This is a genomic window from Kitasatospora sp. NPDC091207 (assembly GCF_044768625.1).
Lineage (GTDB): Bacteria > Actinomycetota > Actinomycetes > Streptomycetales > Streptomycetaceae > Kitasatospora.
The window spans coordinates 51,722-72,014 of sequence record NZ_JBIVVS010000023.1 but is presented as its reverse complement, the minus strand read 5'-3'; the positions used below and the strand labels follow the sequence as shown (position 1 = coordinate 72,014).

General features: G+C 74.5%; 17 protein-coding genes. 8 read left to right on the top strand and 9 right to left on the bottom strand.

Going from position 1 to position 20,293, the window contains the following annotated elements; all coding sequences use genetic code 11:
* Positions 1 to 57: 57 nt before the first annotated feature.
* Both ACIQTO_RS29790 and ACIQTO_RS29785 read right to left on the bottom strand, forming a co-directional pair.
* Complete coding sequence (locus ACIQTO_RS29790; protein WP_402394380.1) at positions 58 to 753, bottom strand: response regulator transcription factor; 696 nt, start codon at positions 751 to 753, stop codon at positions 58 to 60.
* The gene (locus tag ACIQTO_RS29785; RefSeq protein WP_402394377.1) at positions 750 to 1,373 is read right to left on the bottom strand and encodes a LuxR C-terminal-related transcriptional regulator; all 624 of its coding nucleotides are present in this window, start codon (positions 1,371 to 1,373) and stop codon (positions 750 to 752) included. The genes ACIQTO_RS29790 and ACIQTO_RS29785 overlap by 4 nt, the downstream gene beginning before the upstream one ends.
* 372 nt (positions 1,374 to 1,745) lie before the next feature.
* Here ACIQTO_RS29785 and ACIQTO_RS29780 point away from each other — a divergent pair, with 372 nt between their 5' ends.
* The 5 genes from ACIQTO_RS29780 to ACIQTO_RS29760 all read left to right on the top strand — a co-directional run bounded on the left by ACIQTO_RS29780 (position 1,746) and on the right by ACIQTO_RS29760 (position 11,031).
* Complete coding sequence (locus ACIQTO_RS29780; protein WP_402394375.1) at positions 1,746 to 4,943, top strand: type 2 lanthipeptide synthetase LanM family protein; 3,198 nt, start codon at positions 1,746 to 1,748, stop codon at positions 4,941 to 4,943.
* Between the two features lie 221 nt (positions 4,944 to 5,164).
* Positions 5,165 to 5,368 carry a hypothetical protein gene (locus tag ACIQTO_RS29775; protein ID WP_402394372.1) on the top strand — a complete coding sequence of 68 codons (204 nt, stop codon included), beginning with the start codon at positions 5,165 to 5,167 and terminating at the stop codon, positions 5,366 to 5,368.
* A 72-nt stretch (positions 5,369 to 5,440) separates the two neighbouring features.
* Positions 5,441 to 8,347, top strand: coding sequence for an AAA family ATPase (locus tag ACIQTO_RS29770; protein WP_402394369.1), 2,907 nt, complete (start codon positions 5,441 to 5,443; stop codon positions 8,345 to 8,347).
* 382 nt (positions 8,348 to 8,729) lie between these two features.
* Positions 8,730 to 9,539, top strand: coding sequence for a methyltransferase (locus tag ACIQTO_RS29765; protein WP_402394367.1), 810 nt, complete (start codon positions 8,730 to 8,732; stop codon positions 9,537 to 9,539).
* A 490-nt stretch (positions 9,540 to 10,029) separates the two neighbouring features.
* Positions 10,030 to 11,031: a LuxR C-terminal-related transcriptional regulator gene (locus ACIQTO_RS29760; protein ID WP_402394364.1), complete on the top strand. Its 1,002-nt coding sequence runs from the start codon at positions 10,030 to 10,032 to the stop codon at positions 11,029 to 11,031.
* A gap of 73 nt (positions 11,032 to 11,104) precedes the next feature.
* Here the strand turns inward: ACIQTO_RS29760 and ACIQTO_RS29755 are convergent, their stop codons facing one another.
* The 5 genes from ACIQTO_RS29755 to ACIQTO_RS29735 all read right to left on the bottom strand — a co-directional run bounded on the left by ACIQTO_RS29755 (position 11,105) and on the right by ACIQTO_RS29735 (position 15,376).
* Entirely contained in the window at positions 11,105 to 11,380 is a 276-nt protein-coding gene (locus tag ACIQTO_RS29755) for a hypothetical protein (RefSeq protein WP_402394362.1), read from the bottom strand.
* A gap of 345 nt (positions 11,381 to 11,725) precedes the next feature.
* Positions 11,726 to 13,069, bottom strand: a complete 1,344-nt coding sequence (locus ACIQTO_RS29750; protein WP_402394360.1) for an MFS transporter — start codon at positions 13,067 to 13,069, stop codon at positions 11,726 to 11,728.
* A gap of 13 nt (positions 13,070 to 13,082) precedes the next feature.
* A complete protein-coding gene (locus tag ACIQTO_RS29745; RefSeq protein ID WP_402394357.1) occupies positions 13,083 to 13,931 on the bottom strand; it encodes a phytanoyl-CoA dioxygenase family protein in 849 nt (282 codons plus the stop codon).
* Entirely contained in the window at positions 13,928 to 15,082 is a 1,155-nt protein-coding gene (locus ACIQTO_RS29740; protein ID WP_402394355.1) for a hypothetical protein, read from the bottom strand. The genes ACIQTO_RS29745 and ACIQTO_RS29740 overlap by 4 nt, the downstream gene beginning before the upstream one ends.
* 165 nt (positions 15,083 to 15,247) lie before the next feature.
* Positions 15,248 to 15,376: a hypothetical protein gene (locus ACIQTO_RS29735; RefSeq protein ID WP_360634607.1), complete on the bottom strand. Its 129-nt coding sequence runs from the start codon at positions 15,374 to 15,376 to the stop codon at positions 15,248 to 15,250.
* A 248-nt stretch (positions 15,377 to 15,624) separates the two neighbouring features.
* Here ACIQTO_RS29735 and ACIQTO_RS29730 point away from each other — a divergent pair, with 248 nt between their 5' ends.
* On the top strand, positions 15,625 to 15,759 hold the full coding sequence (locus ACIQTO_RS29730; protein WP_402394352.1) for a hypothetical protein: 135 nt from the start codon (positions 15,625 to 15,627) through the stop codon (positions 15,757 to 15,759).
* Between the two features lie 110 nt (positions 15,760 to 15,869).
* On the top strand, positions 15,870 to 17,150 hold the full coding sequence (locus ACIQTO_RS29725; protein WP_402394349.1) for a cytochrome P450: 1,281 nt from the start codon (positions 15,870 to 15,872) through the stop codon (positions 17,148 to 17,150).
* Between the two features lie 425 nt (positions 17,151 to 17,575).
* Here ACIQTO_RS29725 and ACIQTO_RS29720 read toward each other — a convergent pair whose 3' ends face one another.
* A complete protein-coding gene (locus ACIQTO_RS29720) occupies positions 17,576 to 18,655 on the bottom strand; it encodes a restriction endonuclease (RefSeq protein ID WP_402394347.1) in 1,080 nt (359 codons plus the stop codon).
* Between the two features lie 146 nt (positions 18,656 to 18,801).
* Positions 18,802 to 18,939, bottom strand: a complete 138-nt coding sequence (locus ACIQTO_RS29715) for a hypothetical protein (RefSeq protein ID WP_402394344.1) — start codon at positions 18,937 to 18,939, stop codon at positions 18,802 to 18,804.
* Positions 18,940 to 19,051: 112 nt separating this feature from the next.
* Between ACIQTO_RS29715 and ACIQTO_RS29710 the strand changes: the two genes are divergently transcribed.
* A complete protein-coding gene (locus ACIQTO_RS29710) occupies positions 19,052 to 20,290 on the top strand; it encodes a phosphatidylserine decarboxylase family protein (protein WP_402394340.1) in 1,239 nt (412 codons plus the stop codon).
* The last annotated feature ends 3 nt before the right edge of the window (positions 20,291 to 20,293 follow it).

The window sequence follows — 20,293 nt, the reverse complement described above, 5'->3', positions numbered from 1 at the left end:
GGCGAGGGCCTCGGCCGTGGCCGGTGGGGGCCGGTGGGGGCCGGCCGCCGCGCCGGGTCAGATCAGTCCGGTGCGGACGGCGTGGGCCACCGCGTGCGCCCGGTTGCGGACCTGGAGCCGGGCCATCAGGTCGTAGATGACGTTCTTCACGGTGTGCTCGGAGCAGGACAGCTCGCGGGCGATGGCCGCGTTGCCGTGCCCCTCGGCGACCAGACCGAGCACCGCCGTCTGCCGGGCCGTCAACGGCGAGTCGGGGGCGGGCCGGCGCGGCGCCGCGGCGCCGTCCCGCACCGGCCCGAGCAGGCCGACCAGGACGCCGTAGGGCATCCGGCCCTCCCCGTGCCGGGCCCCGCGGACGGCGGTGAGCAGGCGTTCCGGGGTGGCCTCGGTGGACTGCAGCATGGCCACCGCCCCGGCCCGGACGGCCCGTCGGACCCCGGCGGCCGTGAAGGTGTCGGCGACCAGCAGCAGCGGGGCGCCGTCGGGGTCCGGCCAGCCGTCGAGCGCGGCGCCGGGCGTCGGCCCGGCGGCGACCCGCACGGTGGCCCCGGAGCGCGCGGTGGCCAGTTCGATGCCGGCCCGGCGCAGGTTGGCGGCCACCGCCTCGCGGGCCGGCCCGCCCGCCGGGCCCAGGTGCACGCGCAGTCCGGCCGGCCGTCGCGCCGTCCCGGGCCAGCTGTCGGGGGCCGTGGTCCCGGCCCAGGTGTCGGGGGCGGTGGTGCCGGGCCTGGTGTCGAGGGCGAGGGCGCTCACAGCAGACCCGCCCGCAGGGCGTAGGCCACCGCGTGGGCGCGGTTGCGCAGCCGGAACCGCTGGGTGATGTCGCGGACCACGGTGGTGACGGTCCGTGCGGAGTAGCACAGCTCCCGGGCGATCTCGTCCGTCTCGTGGCCGTCGGCCACCAGCCGCAGCACGGCGCGCTCCCGTTCGTCCAGGCCCCAGCCGGGCCCGTGGCCCCGGGCGCCGGGGTGCGGGTCGAGGTCCGTGCCGTGGTCGAGGAGACCGTCGATCAGGTCGGGCGGCACCGTGCAGTCGCCGCCGGCCACGGTGAGCACGGTGCGGGCCAGCCGGTCGGCGTTCACCTCGCGCCGCCGCAGCAGGCCGCGGGCCCCGGCGTTGATGGCGTCCGCGGCCTCGGCCGGGGACAGGTCGGCGGCGATCACGACGATGGCGGGCCGGTGCGGGCCGGTCCGCGTCGCGTTCACCAGGTCGAGCTCCTGGCGGTCCACCCGGTCGACCAGCACGACGGCGACGTCGGCCTTCTCCTCGGGCTGGACCAGGGCGATGTCCGGGTTGCCGGACAGCGCGCTGACGGCGCCGGCTTCGAGCACCGGGTCCAGGGCCACGACGCAAAGCGGCAGGGGGTTGCCCATGTGCACTCCTCGGTCAACGTGGGGGTGAACCTCTCGGTGAGGAGTCTTCGCTTCCGGTGCGCCGCGCCGCATGGGGCGCGATCACCCGCTTTCCCCGCCGCGGCGGGGGGTACCGGGTCCTGCGCCCGTCCCCGTTTGCGGCGTGACCGGATCCGGACACCGGTCCCGGGGGCCCTGGACCGGCTCCGCCGCAGCTCCGCGCCGCTGCGCGGGCCCCCGGAGCCGACCGGGCGCCGACCCCCGCCGCCCGTCGGACCGCCCGGTCGGGCAAAGGTGGGGCACGGCGGGTACGGCGTCTGGGTAGTCCGCGAGGAAATCTACGGGTGGTGCTCCCCTGTACGGACGGGTCGTGCCGCTGGAAGGGTGGCGGACGTGACCACAACCGACACCGCCCCCCACGCCTCAGGGCCGTCGCCCTCCTGGTGGGCGCCCGCCGCGACGCTGCGCGAACGGCTGTCGGCCCCGCACCCGCCGCCGGCGCCGGCGGCGGGCCCGACCACCGGGGCGCGCACCCGTTCGGCGGTCGAGCGGGCCTGCGAGTCCGTCCGGCTGACCCGGCTGGGCGTCGCCGCCGGGCAGGCCGCGGCGCTCGCCGCCGAGCCGCCGGAGCGGCTGGCCGGCCGGCTGGCCAAGCCGTCCTGGGCGGAGTTCGCGGAGCGGGCCGTCGAGGCGGCGCCGGAGCGGACCGGCGAGGTCGGGGTCGAAGCGGCTGAGGGGGCCGAGGGGGCGGCGGTGTTCGCGCCGCTGCTGCGCCCGCTGGTGGCGGCCGCCGTCGGCGAGCTGACGGAGCTGGCCCGGTCGGGCGGCGCCGCACCGGACGACCTGGCGGTGTTCGCCCCGGCCTACGCCCGCTGGCTGGCGGAGCGCCTCGCCGGCGAGGCGGCCCGGACCCTGGTCGTGGAACTCGCCGCCGCCCGGGCCGCGGGCGGTCTGGCCGGCGCCACCGGCGTGGCCCGGTTCGCCGACTTCGCCGCCCGGACGGGCACCCGGGCCGGGCTGGCCCGGCTGTTCACCCGGTACCCGGTGCTCGCCCGGCTGCTGGCCCGGATGTGCCGGCACACCGCCCGGTCCGGCGCGGAGCTGCTGACCCGGCTCGCCGCCGACCGGTCCGCGCTGACCGCCGGGCTGTTCGACGGGCGGGACCAGGGCCCGCTGGCCGCCGTCGAACTGGGCCACGGCGACCTTCACCAGCAGGGCCGGGCGGTGGCGGTGCTGCGGTTCGCGGGCGGCGTCGGCGTGGTCTACAAGCCGAGGCCGATCGGCCAGCACGCGCTCCTGGACGACATGGCCGGCTGGCTGGACGCCAAGGCGCCGGGCCTGGGGCTGCGCACCCCGCGCTGGGTGGCCGGGGACGGCTACGGCTGGCTGGAGTACATCGACCACCGGGCCTGCCGCTCGCTGACCGAGATCGACCGGTTCCACCGGCGCCAGGGCGCGCTGCTCGCCCTGGCGTACACCCTCGAAGGGGTCGACCTGCACTGCGAGAACCTCCTCGCGCACGGCGACCAGCCGGTGCTGGTCGACGTCGAGACGCTGCTGCACCCCGTCCTGGGCGAGGGCGCCACCACCCTGCCGGACCCGGCGGCCGCCGCGCACGCCGCCTCGGTGCACCGCACCTGCCTGCTGCCGCAGCTGCTGGTCGGCGAGCTCGGCGCGGTCGACGTCTCCGCCCTCGGCGCCGCGCCGGGCGGGGACTTCCCCAACACCCGGATGGTCTGGGAGGACGCCGGGACGGACGAGATGCGCCTGGTGCGCCGCCCGGTGCCGTTCACCGGCGCCCGGAACCGGCCGTACGGCACCGTGCCGGGGGCCGCGAGCGCGGACCGGCTGTCCGCGACCCTGGCCGGGTTCCGCGCCGGGTACGACGCCGTCGTCCGGCACCGGGCGGAACTGTCCGGCCCGGCCGGGCTGCTGGCCGCCGGGGCGCAGGCCGTCGGCCGGCTGGTGATCCGCCCGACGATGCTCTACGCCACCCTGCTGGAGGAGGCGACCCACCCGCAGCTGCTCGGCGACGGGCTCGACCGGGACGCCATGTTCGCGGTGCTCTGGGCCGAATCCCAGAGCGACCCGGCCCGGCAGGCCCTGATCGAGTTCGAGATCGCCGACCTGTGGGACGGCGACATCCCCGTCTTCTTCCACCGGCCGGGAACCCCCGAGGTGTTCGCCTCGGACGGGAGCCCGGTGCCCGGTGTCCTGGAGACCTCCGGCCTGGCCTCCGCCCGGGCGAAGCTCGACGGGATGAACACCGTCGACCGCCTCGACCAGGAGTGGGTCATCTCGGCCACGCTGGCCTCCGTCGGACCGGACGCCGCGGGCCCCCGGCACCGGTCCGGCGGCCGCACCCGCCCCTCGCCCGCCGCCGTCCCGGAGCCGTCCGCGCTGCTCGCCGCCGCCTCCGGGATCGCCGACGAGATCGCCGGCCGCTCCGTCCGGGGGCACGGCCGGGCCAACTGGATCGGCCTGGAGGCGGTCGACGAGCACTGGACGGTGCTCCCGATGGGCGCCGGGCTGGCTCAGGGCTACTGCGGAGTGGCCCTGTTCCTGGCCCAGCTCGGGGCCCTCACCGGCTCCGCCCGGCACACCGGGCTGGCCCGGTCGGCGATCGCCCCGCTGCCCGAACTCGTCGCCGCGATGGCCGCCGACCCGGCGCTGAGCCGGGCCGTGGGCCCGGGCGGCTTCGACGGCCTCGGCGGCCTCTGTTACGCCCTCGCCCGGCTGGCCGGCCTGGTCGACGACGGCCTCGCCGACTGCCTGCCGGCCGCGTTGGACGCGCTGGCCCTGGCGGCGCTCGACGACGACGTCCCGGCCGGCGTGTCGGCCGGCCTGGCCGGTGCGCTCGCGGCCCTGCACGCGGTGCACCGCGAGCGCGGCCTGCCGCAGGCCGCCGAACTCGCGGACCGGATCGCCGAACGGCTGCTCCGGCTGCCGCCGCCCGGTCCGCTCGGCGGCGCGGCCCCGGAGCGGGCCGGCTTCGCCTTCGGGGAGGCCGGCATCGGCTGGGCGCTCGCCCGGCACGCCCGGTTCACCGGCGGCCCGGAGGGCGCGCGGTTCGCCGCCGCCGGCCGGGCCCGGCTGACCGCCGCGGCGGCGGACCGGCCCACCGCCGGCTGGTGCTCGGGAATGGCCGGCACCGTGCTGGCGGCGGCTGACGCGGGCCTGCCCGCCGAGCCGGCCGACAGCCCGCTGCGGGACGCCGTCCGCCGGCTCACCGGGCAGCCGCCGCTGGCGGACCTCAGCCTCTGCCACGGCGAGTTGGGCACCGTGGAGGCCCTGGCGGCGCTCGCCGAGCGCGGCCACGGCGGCGCGCGGAACAGCCTGACCGGCCGGGCCGGGATGGTCCTCGGGCAGCTCCACGACTGGGGTCCGCGCTGCGGGACACCCGGCCAGGTGCCGACGCCCGGCCTGCTCACCGGGCTCTCCGGGATCGGCTACGCCCTGCTCCGGCTGGGCTTCGCCGACACCGTGCCCTCCGTCCTGCTGCTGGACCCGGCCCCGGGCGGCGGGCGGGCGGAGCCCGCGAACCGCGCGGCGGCCGTCCGGCCCGATGCCCGCAGTGCGGGCCGGTCCTGACGGCCCCCCGGCCGCCCGGACCCGCGGGGCCCAGCGCCACTGGGCCCCTGGACGTCCACCCCCCTCAGACCCCCCCGAACAGCACCGAAGAGATACAGCACCGAAGAGATACAGAACCGCCGAGAACAGAACCACCTGAAAAGCACCAGAACACCAGAGAACAGCAGAGAACAGCGCGACTTATCACCACGCATCGCTTCCCGAATGGAAAGGAAAGCCCCATGTCCCACTCCCTGTACAACGGTGCTGTCCGCAGCGAGGCCACGAACCAGGCCGCGACCGTCCCGGATCCGGCCGGCGAGATCCGGCTGGTGCGCTGGAACGGCGCCTGCGCCCGGACCCGCGCACTGGCCGGAATGAACCTCGGCAGTGGCGTGGTGGTGGGCCTCGGCTCCATCACCACCAGTGTCTCGGTGCCCTTCTGACCTGCGCTCACATAGAGCCCGCCCGAACAGGAGCGCGACGCTCCGTGGCCCGAGCGACTACTATCCGGGGCTATGCGTGTGCGGGCAGCCCATCTCATCGGCCGTGATGCCGAAGTCGCCAAACTGGGCGACTCACTGCGGGATCTCCGCAGCTCCTACGGCTGTACCACGTTCCTGGTCGGCGAGGGCGGCATCGGCAAGTCGCGGCTGGTCGCCGAGGTGATCGGCGCGGCCGTCGACGCCGGGGTCCGCGTCCTGCGCGGCCGGAGCAGCACCATCGGACCGATGGTGCCGCTCCGGCCGCTCACCGAGGCGCTGATGCCGCTCTCGCGCGGCGGGGAGACACCGGACGAGGCGAGCCTCGGCCCGTACCGCCCGGTGCTCGGCCGGCTCATCCCGGACTGGGGCACCGGCACCCCGGAGCAGGGATCGACGGTGGTGCTCGCCGAGGCCGTGCTGCGGCTGCTCGCCTCCGCCGGCCGCGAACAGGGCTGCCTGCTGGTGCTGGAGGACCTGCACGACGCCGACACCGAGACGCTGGCCGTCGTGGAGTACCTGGTCGACAACCTCGAACAGCAGCCGGCCATGCTGGTGGCGACCGTCCGGTCGGAGCCGGGCGAGGCCCTCCTGCTCGCCGAGTCCGCCGGGCGCCGCCGCAGCGGCACGGTCTTCCGGCTGGCCCCGCTGGACGGCGGCGAGGTGGACCGCCTGATCGCCTCCTGCCTGGACACCGAACCCGGCCTGGTGCCCGCCGAGGTGCTGACGCAGATCCGGGAGGACAGCGCGGGCATCCCGTTCCTGGTCGAGGAACTCCTCCAGGGCGCGGTCACCGGCGGCGCGCTGGTCCGCGAGAACAACGTCTGGCGGGTGGCCGGCAACCTCCGCCGCAATGTGCCGAGGGCGCTCCTCGAAGGCGCCATCCACCGCATCGACGAACTCGGCCCGCAGGGGCAGACGCTGCTCTCCGCCGCCGCCGTGCTCGGCCGGCGCTTCCCCCTGTCGGTGCTCCAGCTGATGACCGGTGCCGACGACCGGAGCCTGCTGAGCCACCTGCACGCGAGCGTGACGGCCCGCCTGGTCGCGGCCGACGAGCCCGCCCCCGACTGGTACGCCTTCCAGCACCCGCTGACCGCCGAGGCCCTGCTCGCCCAGCTCACCCCGACGGCCCGGGCCGCCCTCTCCCACCAGGCCGCCGACGCGATCGAGGCGCTCCACCCCGACCTCCAGGGCGACTGGTGCCCGTTGGCCGCGACCCTGCGCGCCGACGCGGGCGACCAGGTCCGGGCCGGCCGGCTGTTCACCGAGGCCGGCCGCCGCGCCCTCGCCAACGGCACGGTCGGCTCCGCGGTCGCCCTGCTCGACCGGGCCGAGCGCCTGCTGGCGGCGGGCACCGACTCCGCCGCCCGCGCCGAGGCGCTGGAGGCCCTGCTGTCCGCCCTCGCCGAGACCGGCGAGCTGACCCGCGCGCTCAGCCTGGCCGGCAGCCTGCGCGAGCTCGTCGGCGCGGGCCTGGGCGCGCCCCGGCTGGCGGCCCTGCACACCCGTCTCGCCCAGGTGGCCTACATGGCGGGGCGCTGGGCCGACGGCAACAACCAGATCGAGCGGGCCCGCGCCCTGCTCGGACCGGACCCGGACGAGGCCCACACCGCCCTCACCGACGTGGTCGAGGCCTACCTGTGCCTCGACACCCCCGGCCAGGACCGCACCCAGCGGGCCGAGCGGCTGGCCCGCGCCGCGATCGACACCGCCGAACGGCACGACCAGCCCCTGGCCGCCTGCCAGGCCTGGGAGTTGCTGGGCATCGTCGCCCGCGAACGCGACCTGGCGGAGGCGATCACCTACCTGGAGCGGGCGATGAGCACCGCCGAGCGGCACAGCCTGCCGCTCCAGCGGATGTACGCGCTCACCCGCCTCGGCGGCAGCCGCTGGCTGGCCGACGGCGGCACCGCCACCCTGGAGGAGGCCCGCACCGAGGCCCGCCGCCTGGGCGCCGTCACCGTCGTCTACACCCTCGACGGGATCCTCGCCCTGCACGACGTCCTGTGCGGCCGCTTCGCCGAGGCCCGCGTACTGGGCGACGAGGCCCTGACCATGGCGGCCCGGCTGCGGCTGACACCGGTGGCCCGCTACCTGCTGATGACCCGCTCGGTGCTGGCGGCCCATCAGGGCGACCGGGCCGCCATGGAGGAGGCGCTGACCGAGTTCGGCCGCTGGGGCGGCAGCGGCTCGCCCGAGGAGCCGCTGGCGCTCGGCCTGGCCCGGGTGTTCTGCGCCCTCCTGGAGGAGGACCGGGACCGGGCCGCCCGGGACATGGCCGGCCTCCAGGCCCTGGAGGCCGAGAACCCGAGCACCTTCCACCTCGGCGGCCGGCACGGCCTCGGCCTGCTGCTCGACCTGCTGGACGGCCGGGCCGACCGCGAGCGCCTCGACCGGGTGGCCGCCAGCTCGGCCGGCCGGATGCGCTGGAACCGCCACTTCGTGCTGCTCGCCGAGGCCGTGCTGCTCGGCCGGGAGGGGGAGCCCGAGGCGGCCGGCCGGGCGGCGCTGCTCGCCCAGGAGGTCGGCGCGCCCTACCCCACCGCCCGGCACCTCGGGCAGCGGCTGATCGCCGACGAGGCCCACGCCCTGGGCTGGGGCGACCCGGAGGGGTGGCTGCGGGAGGCCGAGCACCACTTCCGCGCGACCTCCGCCACCGCCGTCGTCGGCGCCTGCCGCACCCTGCTCCGCGCGATCGGCGCACCCGTCCGCCAGCACCGGACCGGTACCAACCGGATCCCGGCGCAGCTGCGGCTCAAGGGCATGACGGTCCGCGAGTACGAGATATTCCAGCTCCTGGCCGACCGGCTCAGCAACAAGGACATCGCCGCCCGGCTCTACATCTCGCCGCGCACCGTCGAGAAGCACGTGGCCAGTCTGATCGCCAAGACGGGCCTGCCGAACCGGGCGCAGCTCTGCGCGCTGGCGGCGCAGCAGTCCTGACGGTCCGGCGACGGGGGACGGCGACGGGGGACGGGACGGGCGGGTGCGGGTGCCCCGCGCCACCGGTCGGCCGCGCGCCCGTACGTCCCGGCTACCCCGACGGGGCCGCGGGCCGCAAGCGGTCGGTTGCTGCCACCGGATTCGGCGGGTCCCGGCGGCTCCCGCCGGGGCGGAAGCGGCCGGACCGGCCGGCGGGGGCCGGTTCATGCCGGTGCAGCTTTCGGCCACCGGCCGCCCGGGACAGCGGCCCCTCCGGAGCGGGACACTGGCCGCGGGGCGACTCCCACCGGGACCCGCCCACCGGGACCCGCCCACCGGGGCCCGCCCGCCGAGGTCCCGCGGCGCCCGCACCACGACGGCCTTCAGGAAGGGACCGACGCAGATGACGAAACCCGCCGCATGGCCGGAGCGGAACCTGTGGACGGACTCCGCGCCGGCGCGGGCCCAGGCCTACCTCGACCACGCCCGGGGCATCCGCGGCGAGGTCCGGTTCGAACTCGTCACCCGCGCGCTGGCCCGGCACCTGCCGCCGCGCCCCTGCCGGGTCGTCGACATCGGCGGCGGCTTCGGCCGCCAGGCGGTCCTCCTGGCGCGGGCCGGGCACGAGGTGACCGTGGTGGACGGCGACGCCACGCTGCTGCGGGCCGCCGCCGACCTCGTCGCCGCCGAGCCCCCCGAGGTCGGCCGCCGGGTACGCCTGGTCCGGGGGCTCGGCGAGGACGCCCCCGAACTGGTCGGGACGGGGTTCGACCTGGTGTGCTGCCACAGCGTCCTGCTGTACCTCGCCGACCCCGGCCCCATGCTGGACGCGCTGGTGCGGCTGGCCGCGCCCGGCGGGCTGCTCTCGCTGCTCACCGTCAACCGTGACTCCCAGGCCATGCGTGACGGGTTGCAGGGCGACTGGCGCGGCGCGCTGGCGACCCTGCTGGAGGCCGCGGAGCAGGGCGACCAGTACCTGCCGACCCGGCCGGACACCCCGCAGGACCTGGGCCGGCGGCTGGCCGGGCTCGGGGCGGCGACCGTGGACTGGTTCGGGGTGCGGGTCTTCTCCGACCACCGCTCCGGCGAGCCGTCGCCGGAGGAGTTCGCGGACCTGTGCGAGCTGGAGTGGCAGGCCGGACTGCGCGACCCCTACCGAGGGCTCGCCCGGCTCTTCCACCTCCTCGCCCGGCGCGGGGACGAGCCCCGGTAGGACCGGCTGCCGTTGACGCCCGCCCGGCGTCGGTGCCGCCGCCCGCCGACGGGTACCGGAGGCCGCGCCGGGCGGCGCGCGGATGTGCGCCGGTAGCACTGTTGTGCGCCCCAGCCCGGGCGAACGCGCCGTGACCGTCCCGGTGCGCCGCCGTCCGGCCGGAACCTGCCACCGGGCGTCCGGCGGCCCCCGCGAGCCCGTCCGCGTGCGTGCCGGGGGCGGGCCCGGACGCCGCCGGGGTCCGCGGGGATGCCGTGTGACCACGGTGGCCGGGCCGTTCCGGGGCCGCCGGGGCCGGGGAAGGGACCGCCGCCGCCCGAATCCCGGCACCCCCATTGCCGTCACCCTGCCCCGGTAGGCCCGCTTGTGGGTGGGCACGTCAAGTGCCAATCTGTGAAACTCAGTTGCCGGATCCACTGAGGGCATGGCGAAAACGGGCAGGAGATGTGCGCCGACGCCGGTCGCCGGACAGAGTCAGGGGGAGTGGTCAATGTTCGAAGGGCTTGGGCTGAGCAGCCTCGCCGAGTCCGTCTATCTCGCGATGCTCCAGCACCCGGACGAGAGCCTCGACGTCCTCGCCCGCCGGCTCGACGTGGACCACGCCCAGATCCGGGTCGCGCTCGACGAGCTCACCGGTATCTCGCTGCTCCAGGTGTTCCCGGGCCGCCCCGCGCCGAGAGCCGTCCGGCCGGAGGTCGGACTGTCGGCGCTGGTGGCCCGTCAGCAGGCCGAGATGGCCCGCCGGCACCAGCAGATCGAGGAGGGCACCGCCGCGCTGTCCACCCTGTTGGCCGAGCGTGCCGAGAGCCGGCCGGCCGAGACCGAGCAGGGCATCGAGCGGCTCTCCGGCATCGAAGCGATCCGCGACCGGTTGAGCGAACTCGCGCGCGGCTGCGAGTGGGAGGCCAGCTCCTTCATGCCGGGCGGTGCCCAGTCGGAGGAGAACATCAACGCGAGCCGGGAGCTGGACGCCGAGGCCATCGACCGCGGGGTGCGGCTGCGCACGGTCTACCAGGACAGTGTCCGCAACCACCGGCCGACCCTGGAGTACGCGCAGTGGCTCAGCGGGCTCGGCAGCGAGGTGCGCACCACCGCGTCGCTGCCGCTGCGGATGCTGATCGTCGACCGGCGGGTGGCCGTGGTGCCGCTGGACACGGCCGACGAGCAGGGCACCGCGGCGGTGGTGATCTCCAGCGTCGGCATCATCACGGCCCTGACCGCGCTGTTCAACTCGGTCTGGCGGTCCGCGACGGTGCTCGGCGCCGCCCGCCGGCGCGACGACGACGGACTGTCGGGCCAGGAACGGCAGGTGCTCAGGCTGCTGGCGGCGGGTCTGACCGACGAGGCCATCGCCCGTCAGCTGGGTGTCTCGGTCCGCACCGCCCGCCGGGTCGCCTCCGACCTGCACACCAGGCTCGGCGCGCGTAGCAGGTTCCAGGCCGGGGCCCAGGCCGTCTCGCGGGCCTGGATCACCCCGGACGACCTGGAGTAGGACGTTCGGGCCGCCGCCCCCCGGGGCCCTGCCGGGCCCGCCGCCTCAGGGCCCCCGCGTTCGGGCCGCCGCCTCAGGGCCCCACCTCGGTGGAGCGGACGGCCCAGCCGGGGCAGGTGCCGGCACCCGCCATGGTGCGGCGGCAGAGCTGGACGGCCACCCGCGCGGCGTCCAGCAGGTCGCGGGCCTGCACGTAGAGGTTGAACACCACGAACCCTTCGTGGACCTCGATCCGCGCGTGCTGGAGGCTGTCGGTGCCCGCCCGGCTGCACAGCAGGTGGCGGTGCAGCTCCCGCGCGGACTGCGGCGCGCCGCCGGGGGTGTCAACCGTGGTCTTGGTCAGGTACATGGGTCGACCCGCTCCCGGCCGGGGCGTGCGGTCCGGTCCGGCGGGCGCGGGCGCCGTCGCGCCCGCCTCCCGGCCCGGCCGGCTGGTCCGGCTTCACCGGTGGCGCATTCACGCTGAACCTTTCGCTCGCATCGTTCCGAGCCGGTCCCGGGCCGGGGCCGCCGCCCGGCCGCCGCGGCTCCGACGGGTGCGGGAGCCGCGGTGCGCGGACGGCCCGACCGGCACGCAGGGGCCGGTGCCGGGAGCTGTCGGGAGCTGATGTCCGGGCACCGGTGTCCGAAGCCGGTGTCCGGGTGCCGGTGTGTCCGGGTGCCGGTGATCAGGGCCCGGCGCCCGGGAGGCCGGTCAGACGGTGATCGGCGGGTCCGGGGCCCACCGGGTCAGGGCCCAGCGGACGAGTTGCGGGCCCAGCGCGGCGGCCATCACCGCGAACGCGGCGACCAGCGCCCACCGCGTCCCGAACGCGACGGCCAGCGCTCCGCCGACCGGTACCCCGATCAGGCTGGCGGCCTGCAACAGCACGAAGGCCATCGCCATCACCTGCGCGATCCGGTCCTTCGGCGCCGCGGCCTGCAGGCTCCCGAAGACGGTGGCGACCAGCAGGGTTCCCCCGAAGCTGCCCGCGAGTTCCAGCAGCACCAGCCCGGCCATCGCGCTCGGCCCGGCCGACGCGAACGGCAGCAGTGCCAGCGACAGCAGGCTGACACCGGTGCCCAGGGCGAGCGTGCGGCCCGACCCGAGCCGCTTCTGCGCCCGGCCGACCAGCATGCCCCCGGTCACGCCGCCGACCGCGCCGAGCGCGAGCAGCGTGCCGATCAGCGAGGGCCGCATGTCCACCGCGTGCACGAGGAAGAGCACCAGGACGGGCTGGGTGACGCCGTTGACGAAGGCCACCGTGACCACGGCCCGGACGCCGGACTGCCGCGCCATCGCGCGGGCCAGCCGGAGGTTGGCGGCGGCACCGAGCCGCTGCTTCGCGGGCTTCGAGGCGGCGCCGGCGGTGCCCTCGGCGTCCCGCCCGGCCGTCTCCTGCCCGGCCGTCTCCCGGTCGGCCGCCGCCTCGGTCGTCCCGGTCCGGACCCGGGTGAGCAGCGCGGCGGACGCCAGGAACGACAGCGCGTCGACCAGGACCACGTAGGGCGCCGCGATCCGGGCGAGCAGTGCCCCGCCGAGCGCCGGCCCGCTGATGTCCGCGATGCTGCGGGTCGCCGAGATCTTCCCGTTGGCCTCCACCAGGTGCGCCTTCGGGACGATCTGCACCAGCAGCGGGCTGGACAGCGCGGAGTACACCCCGAGCGCCGCCGAGGCGACCGCGGCCAGCACCATCAGCAGCACGATGTGCAGCGCCCCGAACCACCAGAGCAACGGGACGGCCCCCATGATGGCGGCCTGCACCAGGTTGCAGGCCGCCATCATCGGTGCGCGCGGGCGACGCAGCCCGTCGGACCACGCGGCCGCCGGGAGCCGGATCAGCAGGGACGGCACCACCTCGACCACCGCCAGCGCGGTCATCTCCAGGGCCGAGGCGCCCAGTGTGACCGCCGCGCACATCGGGATCGTGACGTTGCTGACCGCCGAACCGACCTGGGAGAGGCCGGTCGCGGCCCACAGGGCCCGGAACCGGTGGTCGGGGAACACCGGCGACTCCGAGGTCTGCTCACCCCCGCCGGTCAGTGCCGTCGTTGTCACGTCGCTCGTCCTTTCACAGGGTGACGATGCGGATGCCCGAGTCGGCGGCCTCCTGGGCGAACCAGGCCGGGAAGCTCTCCGGGTACCGCATCCGGGCGATCTCGGCCAGCCGGGGGATCAGCCGGGAGACGCCGTTCATCGTGCGCATCGAGTCCACGGCGATCTGGCTCAGGAACCGGTGGTTGTCGCGCACGTGCGGGCGGGCGTAGCTGAAGAAGACGCCGAACTTCTCCCGGCCCGGATCCTCCAGGACCGTCGTGCTGGTGTGCATCAGACGAGCGTTCCACACCACGACGTCGCCCGCCCGGGTATCGACCCGTTCGCGGAGGTCGGATTCGCCCACCGTCCGCGCCGGGATGTCGAACTCCGGTTCCATCGTGCCGTATCCGTCGAAGGACATCAGGTGCGAGGCGCGCACCACGTCGATGCCGCCCCCGCCGACCGGGTCGTTGTCCTGGAGGTACAGCCCGCATTGGACGTGTGCGAACCCGGGCTCCCAGACGTACGCGGCGGTCGGTCCGACGAACGTGGCGTCGACGTGCCAGGGGACGTACACGTTCTTGCGCGCGGTGGAGTTCGGGTACAGCACGGGGTGGTCCTCGCCCAGCAACTCCTTGACGGCGCGCACCACGCGCTCGCGCAGCACGATGCCGGCCAGGAAGTCGTCGGCCAGGAAGTCGCTGGTGAGCATCTCCTGCGAGCCGGTGCCGGTGAGGTAGCCGGAGCACAGGGCCCGGGCCCGCTCCACCTCCTCGGCGTCCAGGATCCCGCGCAGGATCACATAGCCGCGCCGGGCGAACTCCTCGGCCGAGACCTGGGCCGCGGGAGCGGCCGTCACGGTGCCGTTCGCCGCCGCCGTCATCGCTGGACCTGCACCGGGCTGCCGGGGACGACGCAGGCGGCCAGGCCTTCGAGTTGGCCGTATCCCAGGCCGCAGCAGTCGCCGGTGATGTCCTCGTCCAGGGCGTCCGCCGGGTGCTCCGCGTCGGTGGCGGCGAAGGTCTCCAGATCGATCGGCTCCGGGTCGTCGTCGACCCAGACCAGCGCGCCGGCGGTGATCAGGTCGAGGTGGACGTCGGCGATGTACGGGACCTTGCTCACCCGCTGGTTGTGCTGGCCGAACCCGAGGTGGACACCGCAACGCCGCTCGTTGATGTGCGAGTTGGCGGTGATGAACTCGTCGATGCCGCGGTTGGTGCCCAGGCCGAACTCCCCGACGTTGCGGCCGAACGGGCTGTTCAGGCAGAGCTGGAACATCGCGTCGAGCTGCGGGTCGGCACAGCTGAGGGAGACCGCCTTGCCGTTCTCGATCTCCACCCGGACCGGGTTGGCGGCCAGGCTGGCGTTCAGCGGCGTGATGATGTTGGCGTTGAACGCCCCGTCCGCCACCAGCACGCCGTCGACCGAGACCGGGTAGGTCGCGACCTCGCCGGCCGGCAGGATGGTGAAACCGCCGGGCCGCCAGACGCCCCGGTTGCTGATCCAGTGGTACTTGTCCGCGTCGAGCTCGATCGTCAGGTCGGTGCCGCCGCGGCTGGTGACCCGCACCTTGCGGGCCGGCTTCACCCGCTCCAGCAGCGTCGCGTTGAAGCGGGTCAGCTGCGCGGGGGCCAGGTTGAGGGACTTGGTGAAGAACGCGGTGGAGGCGCTGATGATCCGCAGGATCATCGTGCGGTCACCGCCGAACCTCTTCAGCGCGTTCTCGAACACGTTGAAGTGCGACATGGTGTCGCGTTCGAGGGTGAGGACGACCAGGCGGCCGGGCAGGGTCTCCGGATCGGGGAGCACCGCCTCCAGGCGCCCGGCGAACTCCGGGTCCTCCAGCTTGCGCATCGGGACGATCGGCGTCGCGAAGCCCCGGTGCCGCAGCGCGAGCGCCAGCCAGGCCGCCGGGTCGCGGCTGTCCGGGGTGTAGGTGATGACGAAGGTGTCGGTGCTCTCGATGAGGACGTAGTCGTCCAGCAGGACCTTGATGCCCTGCTGGACCTTCTTGTCCGGAATGACGAAGTTCATGGTCGAGCTCCTCGGATCGACGGGGACCCGCCGGGCGGATCCGCAGGCGCGCAACGCGCCCGGACGGTAGGGGAACGGCGCGGCGGACGCGGCAGGGGCACCCGTCGCCCGGCCGGAGGGGAGGCCCCTGCGGCGCGGTACGGCGGGTGCCCCTGCCGGCAACGACTAGTTGTTGTAGAAGGTCGAGTACGAGACCTTCCACGCCACGTCGCCGATGCCGTCCTCGTCGACCTCGGCCGGCTCGGCGGCAGCCATCGTGTTGACCAGTTCCTCGAGCTCCTCGAACGCAGACATCGCAGTCTCCTTCGGCTGGTGGTCGTCAGCGGGCTGCTGACTGGTCCCATGCTGTGGCCCGGGGCGGAGCGGGCGGTAGTGGTCACTTCCTGCACCCCGGCGGGCGTGGCCTGAACCGGCCTCCCGGCACCGGAACGGACTGTCCCTGCCATGTCGGCCCGAGGCCGGTGCAATCTGCTGACCTGCCCGGATCCCCGCTGTATACAGGTTTCCTGACAACCACCCCGCAGCCCCCCGGAGGCAGGACCATGAGCAACTTCCCCGGTACCACGGTTGGTTCGGACCCGCGCCGCTCGCTCGTCCGCCGCGCCGCCGTGGCCGTGACGGTACGCGCCTCGGGCGACGACGACGGCTTCGGCTGGCAGCTCGCGCCGCGCTCCTGAGCGTCTCCGGTCCCACCCGCGTCGCACGCCGTAGCCGTAGCCGTAGCTGTAGCCGCAGCCGTCGTCGTCGCAGCCGTCGTCGCAGTCGCAGTCGCAGAGAGGAACGCACGGTGACTCACCCCGAGCCCGCACCGGATGTGCTGCGCTACCCCTTCGGGGAGCCCCACCTCCTCGACCTCGACCACCGCTACGCCGGCCTGCGCGACACCGCGGGCCTGCGCCGGGTCGAGGTCGGGGGACTCGGCGAGGCGTGGCTGTGCTCCCGGTACGCGGACGTCCGCCGGCTCCTGACCGACAGCCGGTTCGGGCTGACCCCGCCGGCCCCGGCCCCGGCCGCGTGCGCGTCGTCGGAGGAGTCCGCGCCCGAAAAGCCGGGCGGCGCACCGGCGTTGACCTCCGACCAGGTCAACCGGCTCACCAGGGGCGGGCTCAAGCCCCGGCGGATCGAGCGGCTGCGCGGGGTCACGGCGACGATCGCCGACGACCTGCTGGACCGGCTCGGCCGGCTGGACCTCGGCGGGCGTCCGTCGGGTGACCGGACGGAGACCGATCTGATGGCCGGATTCGTCAAACCGCTCGCCGCCGAAGTCCTCTGCGAGCTGCTCGACGTGCCCGCCGACGACCGGCCCGAGGTGCGGGCCCGTCTGCTCGGGGGAGCCTCCACCGCGTCACCCCCGTCCGAGGCCGAGAAGCAGGACCGGCGCGCCCTCGCCCACCACCTGGGCGGGCTCATCGCGGCACGCACCGCCGCCGGCGCCCCCGCCGACGACCTGCTGAGCACCATGATCCGGGCCCGCGCCGAAGCCGGTGACGACCTGACCCTGGCGTCCCTGACGGATCGTCAACTCGTGACCGCCGCGCTCCGGCTGCTCCTGCCCGGGCTCCAGAACACCGTACTGATGCTGGCCAACTTCGTGCGGGCCCTGATGCATCACCGGTCGGAGCTGGAACGGCTGCGCCGGAACCCGGACTTCGTGCCCTCCGCCGTCGAGGAGCTGATCCGCTTCACCCCGTTCCACAGCACCTCGACCTTCCCCCGCTACGCCTCGGAGGACGTCGAGATCGGCGGCACGCTGATCCGGCGCGGCGAGGTCACGGTGGGAGCGCTCTGCGCGGCCAACCGGGACGAGCGCGCGTTCGCCCGGCCGGACACCTTCGACATCGGGCGCGGCGACAACGCCCACCTCGGCTTCGGTATGGGCGCCCACCACTGCCCGGGCGCGGCCCTGGCCCGGATGCAGCTCCACGTGGCCATCGCCGCGCTGGCCCGCCGGGTCGACGACCTGCACGTCGCGCCCGCCGCCGTCGCCGGCTCGGCCCATGACGGCGAGGGCCGCGTCATCGGCTGGTTCGACCCGCTGCCCGCGACCTGGTCCGCGATCCGGCCCTGACCCCCGCCCGCCCGCCTCCTGTGGTGCCGACCCCGACGTGAGGGCGGGCGGCGGGGGTTCGGCGGTCGAGGCCTGCCGGCCGAAGCTCATCAGACTGACGAACCGGGCGATGACGCCGAGGATGCGAACGCGCCTCGGTGCGGGGGCGGGTATCCGCATGACCGTTGAGCGCAGGGAAATGATGCCCGCCCCCGTCTGCCCCCTCCCGGGAGATCCGTCCATGATCCCGCCCGGCCGGACTCCCGAGCACGGAGCTGTGGGAGTCGGTGTCAGTCGTCGAGCGTGGGACGAAGTCGCGGACTTCGGCTTCGACGTCACCGGGCCGGTGGAACCGGTCGTCCACCTCCGGCGCCCGCAGAGTGCCACTCCCCTCCGTGGCACCCACGGAGGGGAGTGAAGTGCCGTCAGTGAGCGCGACGACCGGCCTACGTGTCCTCGACCTCCAGGCCGTAGGCGATGACGGCCTGGTGCAGTCCCCCCGGGTAGCCGGCCAGGGCGGGGGTGAAGTCCCAGTCCCCGGCGGCGTCGCGATCGAAGCGGCCGAGACGCATCGCGGTGTTGGTGGCGGCGCCGTCGGCCAGGTGCACCACGGCCGGGGCCTGGTCGGCGCCGGCTTCGAGGATCAGTGCCGGTCCGGCGAACCCGGCCATGGTGGCCGCCGGCCGGTTCTCGGTGTCGGCCGCGGCGACGATGACGAGCCGGTCCGCGTCGGCGGGGAGCGCGTCGAAGTCCACCATCAGGCAGGCGTTCGCGTCGCCGTAGCCGGTCACCAGCCGGACCGAACCGTCGGGCGTGGAAGCGTTGTTGTAGAACACCAGGTGCTCGTCCGACAGCGCCTTGTTCGCTTGGCACACCAGGGCGGCGATGTCGTACTCCTCCTCGCCGGTCCAGTGGAGGAGGAGCCGGGCGGGCTCGGCGGCCAGCTCGATTCCGGGCAGGCCGTCGCCGCCCTGGTCGCCGGCCTCGGCGGCGACGTGGTGCGCGGCGGCGAACACCTCGTGGAAGCCGTGGTGCTTGAGCAGGCCGACCAGTTCGGAGCCGTTGATCAGGGTGATGGGCTTACCCGCCACGAACTGGTGCGAGCTCGGGCCGAACCGGCTGGTCGTGACGAGGACGGCCTTGGTCGCGGCCCGATCGTGCTGCAGGGTGCCGAAGAGGTCCCGCACGGCGGACGGTGTCACCGTGTCCCGATACCGTTTCACCTGCACGATCACGTTCCCGCCGCGGAAGGGGTCGGTGTCGATTCCGCGCACGTCCACCCCGCCGTCCCGCGAGCGGGCCGTGAGCTCGACCTTCATGCCCATGGCCTCCATCAACCGGGCTATGAGCTGCTCGAACTCGACCGGGTCCATCGCCAACAGGAGCTGGAGTTCACGCACCCGCTTCGCCATCCGGCCGCGATTCGCGTTGGTGTCGTCGCGGAGGTGGCGGAACAGCATGCGCTGCGCGTGGCGCTCGCTGGTGTCGGGGTTGCTGAGGCGATGGAGCTTCCGGCTCCGGGCCATACGGTGCTCCCTTGCAGGGGTGACTGGTTGGGCAGGCGCCACGGTAGACGACCCGCCGATGCGGCGTCAGTCGTGTGTCGCAACTGATAGTAGGCCCTGCGCCGGACAGTTCCGGCGGGCATGAGCATGACTGTCGCCCCGTCAATTCACTGGTGTGTATGGAGAATTGCAAAGGCCTCGGCGTTGTCGGCCTCGATGCCGGTATCGGTATCGGTATCGGCGCCGGCCTCCGTGGCCGGTAGCCGCGCGTCGGCGCGCGGCCGGCTCCGGGTGTGGTCGCGCATTGCGACGGGCGAGCTTTCCGGCCCCTTCGCATGTCTTCGTACACGATTGACATTTCCGGTGGTACCACTGGTCGAGGACGTGTGATTCGGACACTTCGGGATGGAGAGATCCATGGGTGACCAAGAGGCTGTTCTCGATGGGCAGTACGACAACCTGTTCGCGCGCGCGGCCGGCTATCTGCCGGACAGCCGGGCGGCCATCGACGAGTGGCAGGCGGACTTCGTGCTGCGACTGGGCGACGGGGGAGGCGAGTTCAGCCCCGGAGTGCGGGAGCTGGAAGCGCTGATCAAGCGGGACGGGATCGTCCGGATGTATGTGTCCCAGATGATCCAGGAGGTCCCGCCGCCGCACCAGCACATCAAGGGCGTCGACGAGTTGCTCGCGGCCCTCGACCTCATCAGGACGACCGCGCCGCAGTACAACCCGGACCGCGAGAAGCGGGTGTTCTTCCCGATGTCGGCGCTCTTCGTCTACATGATGATGACACCGGCGGGGGAAGCGCTGTTCCGCAACGAGAAGTTCAACCGGGCGATCCAGAAGATCCTGAAGGAGTGGTGCGACTACCTGGACAGCGACCGGAGCGCCGGCGTCCTCACGGAGGGGGAGGACGGCTGGCTGTCCGCCCCCGCCGTCAACGAGTTCGACCTCGACGAGTACGTCACCGAAGCGGACAAGAAGAAGCCGCACTGGGGCTACACGTCGTTCAACGCGTTCTTCCACCGGGAACTCCTCCCGGGGAAGCGGCCGGTCGACACGGATCCGGCGGCCGTCGTCTCGGCCAACGACGGTGCCGTGTTCAGGATCGCGCGCGACGTCCGGGAGACGGACGACTTCTGGCTCAAGGGGCAGCCCTACTCGCTGGTCGACATGCTGAACGGCAGCCCGTACACCAGCAGGTTCCTCAACGGGGACGTCTTCCAGTCGTTCCTCGCGGGCTCGGACTACCATCGCTGGCGCTCGCCGATCGACGGTGTCGTACGCAGTGCCGAGGTCGTCGACGGCCTGATGTTCAGCAACGCCGAGTCCGCCGGCGAGGACCCGACGGCCGGGACCTACTCGCAGGGGTACCAGGCCTCGGTCAACACCCGGGGACTGCTGTTCATCGAGAGCCCGGACGCGAGGATCGGCATGGTCTGCGTCATTCCCATCGGGATCACCGAGATCTCCTCGGTGACCATCGGGGTGAAGCCCGGCCAGCCGGTCAAGAAGGGCGACGAGCTGGGCTGGTTCAGCTACGGGGGGTCCAGCATGTGCCTGGTGTTCGAGCCGGGGAAGGTGCGGTTCCTCGACGACCTGAAGCCGGACCGCAAGATCCGGGTGAGCGCGAGGATCGCGACCGTCGGTCACTGACCG